Annotated in this window: 4 protein-coding genes; 3 read left to right on the top strand and 1 reads right to left on the bottom strand. The window is 41.1% G+C overall.

The annotated features are described in order from the left end of the window. On the top strand, positions 1–1,052 hold a 1,052-nt coding region (locus ACFIJP_RS08775), incomplete at its 5' end, for a Bgr_08870 family protein (RefSeq protein ID WP_375627012.1). A gap of 342 nt (positions 1,053–1,394) precedes the next feature. Here ACFIJP_RS08775 and ACFIJP_RS08770 read toward each other — a convergent pair. Next, complete coding sequence (locus tag ACFIJP_RS08770; RefSeq protein WP_375627011.1) at positions 1,395–1,574, bottom strand: hypothetical protein; 180 nt, start codon at positions 1,572–1,574, stop codon at positions 1,395–1,397. Positions 1,575–1,693: 119 nt separating this feature from the next. Between ACFIJP_RS08770 and ACFIJP_RS08765 the strand changes: the two genes are divergently transcribed. Both ACFIJP_RS08765 and ACFIJP_RS08760 read left to right on the top strand, forming a co-directional pair. After that, the gene (locus ACFIJP_RS08765) at positions 1,694–1,969 is read left to right on the top strand and encodes a type II toxin-antitoxin system RelE/ParE family toxin (protein WP_273791641.1); all 276 of its coding nucleotides are present in this window, start codon (positions 1,694–1,696) and stop codon (positions 1,967–1,969) included. A 30-nt stretch (positions 1,970–1,999) separates the two neighbouring features. Next, the gene (locus tag ACFIJP_RS08760) at positions 2,000–2,326 is read left to right on the top strand and encodes a HigA family addiction module antitoxin (RefSeq protein ID WP_273791640.1); all 327 of its coding nucleotides are present in this window, start codon (positions 2,000–2,002) and stop codon (positions 2,324–2,326) included. The last annotated feature ends 73 nt before the right edge of the window (positions 2,327–2,399 follow it).

Raw genomic sequence — 2,399 nt, 5'->3', positions numbered from 1 at the left:
TAGGCGCACACCAACATAAAACCGAAGATATTGTGGGGCTTGATGATTTTAGAGCTAAGATCAATGAAGATCTCACAAGCTATGGACACCTCACAAGCCCAAATGAATGGCAAAGTTATAATAAATTTACCAGCAAAGTTACCATGAGTGGTGGCTTAGAACTGTTGGGTAATTCGTCGTTTAGCCTTATCCATAACAACAAAGTCGTTACCAATCTAAGCACAACCGGAAGCTCGCTTAAAGGACCTTTGAGAGTTGATGACGAAGCTGTTTATACCAAATCACAAGTGGATGCAGCCATCTTGGCACAGATAAAGAGTCTTAAAAAAGATTTGACCGATAAAATCACAAATTGGCCGGCTCTTGCTGATGCTGAATTGCTGTATACGCAAGATGGGAAAATTCAATGGCCAGACTGGGTAACGGATAAAACTAAAGTTGAGATCCAAGCATGGGGTGGCGGCGGCAGTGGTGGGGGTGGTTATTCTTATTACTTAGGAGGCGGTGGCGGCGGTGGCGGTTGTACGGTATGGTATGGTTATAAAGCGAGTTTAAAGGGTCATGAGAATATCGCTATTGGTAAAGGAGGAGATTCTGTTTCAGGGCGGACTGTAACAGGTAAGTCTGGAGGAATAACAGCCGTTGGAAAGAATTTTATTACCGCTACAGGAGGAAAGGGGGGTGGGGGTGTTTCTGCCTATCAATCTCACACGGGATTTGGTGGTAGTACGACTACCTTCTATTCAGGCACTGGTGGCGCTGGAGGTACAGGTGGAAACTTTGGTTTAGCAACAGACGAACATCTAGGAATCGCCAAAGGCGGAAATGGTTATGCTGGAACGAATGGAATTACGAGTAAAACAAGTGGGAATGGAGGCGATGCTGGAGGTGATACATCACGTGGTGGCGCTGGAGGACTAGGCAAAGGTTCCTATAGTTCAGGAAAAGCGGGGCGTGGTTTTGGTGGTGGCGGTGCTGGTGCTCATGACGATTCTTCTCCAAGTGGTGCTGGAGCTGATGGCGCTGTTCTTATAAGATTATGGAAAGAATAAATGGATGCACAAGTAACCAAGATATGACAGAAGTCAAATGGATAGCTGTTCTATAAGCAGGCTTATATGTTTTTAAGTCCTTTTATCGCTCTTTAAAAGCCCTTTGAAAGGGCTTTTTTGACTGACAGTGTCAGGCTTATGGAGCATGGTGATGGTTGTTATTCTCTCTTCATTGATTTGGAGAGCAAGATGGCAACAGAATTTAAACTTCGTATTCACTTTATTAAGAATGGCAAGGGATCTAAGTTTTTAGCAATATTTGATCAGACAGCCGTTGGTATGTTTGTAAAATCCTTGATGTTAACGTGCAAATTTATCCCCTCCATGCACCTATTCTTCTCTTTACGCATGAGGTGGAGAAACAGGATAGTGTTCTGTTTCATAAGCTTCAATTAACAAAACAAGAGTTTTCATTCTATCAAATTCTGGAGTATTAACTTCTGGCTGCTTATCAAACATTGCAGACACAATTTCTAAAGCTTCTTGGTAATCTCTCTCTGTACGAATTGGTTTGATATTCATTTCTTAAATTCTTGTAGTTCCACAGTGTTGGCATCAATCATATTAAATCGTAACATTTTTGTTGACAATTGTCACTTAATACATTACATCTTACTTAAAATAAAGTTGTTGAGTTTGCTATGATCAAAACATTTAAAAATAAAGACCTCCAATCTCTCTGGGAAACAGGAAAAAGTAAGATTGATAGCAGGCTTCAACAGCGTATTATTCGCCGTCTTGATGCCCTTGACGCTGCTTCTCAAGTTAGTGATATCAATGTACCAGGTTATAATTTTCATATGCTTAAAGGCTTTACTCCAACTCGCTACACAATTCATATCAATGGTCCTTGGTGTATCACTTTTGAATTTAAAGACAGACACGTTTACCATGTTGATCTAGAGCAATACCACTGAAGGTTTTAAGATTTGTAAAGGAAACTATCCATGACCACACGTAATCCTAATCGTTGTCCTTCTCATCCAGGAGAAATTTTAGCTGAATCCTTAGAACATTTAAATGCAAGCAAAACCGAAATTGCTAGGATTCTTCAAATATCACGCCAGCACTTGCACGGTATCCTTAAAGGAGAACGTCCAGTCACAGCCGTAACAGCAGCTCGCATTGGTAAATTGTTAGGAAATGGACCAGCCCTTTGGCTACAGCTTCAAGCCAATTATGATACATGGCATGCCTTGAGGGACATTGATGTCTCTTCTATTCCAACATTAACAGCTAATAAAGTGGATATACAAATGGAACAGAGCCATTAACCACCTCCCCGCCTAAAAGACGAGGAGAGAAAATCATGTTTTTAAAGTTAAGCAGCTTTTGTAATCGGACTTG

It is taken from the genome of Bartonella sp. MU37NMGALS (assembly GCF_042194015.1).
GTDB lineage: Bacteria > Pseudomonadota > Alphaproteobacteria > Rhizobiales > Rhizobiaceae > Bartonella > Bartonella grahamii.
This window is presented reverse-complemented; position numbering and strand designations above follow the sequence as displayed.

What these genes read in the sequence shown, in the direction of transcription:
- ACFIJP_RS08770 (WP_375627011.1), bottom strand. Translation starts at nt 1,574, where the DNA reads ATGAATATCAAACCAATTCGTACAGAGAGAGATTACCAAGAAGCTTTA.
- ACFIJP_RS08765 (WP_273791641.1), top strand. Translation starts at nt 1,694, where the DNA reads ATGATCAAAACATTTAAAAATAAAGACCTCCAATCTCTCTGGGAAACA.
- ACFIJP_RS08760 (WP_273791640.1), top strand. Translation starts at nt 2,000, where the DNA reads ATGACCACACGTAATCCTAATCGTTGTCCTTCTCATCCAGGAGAAATT.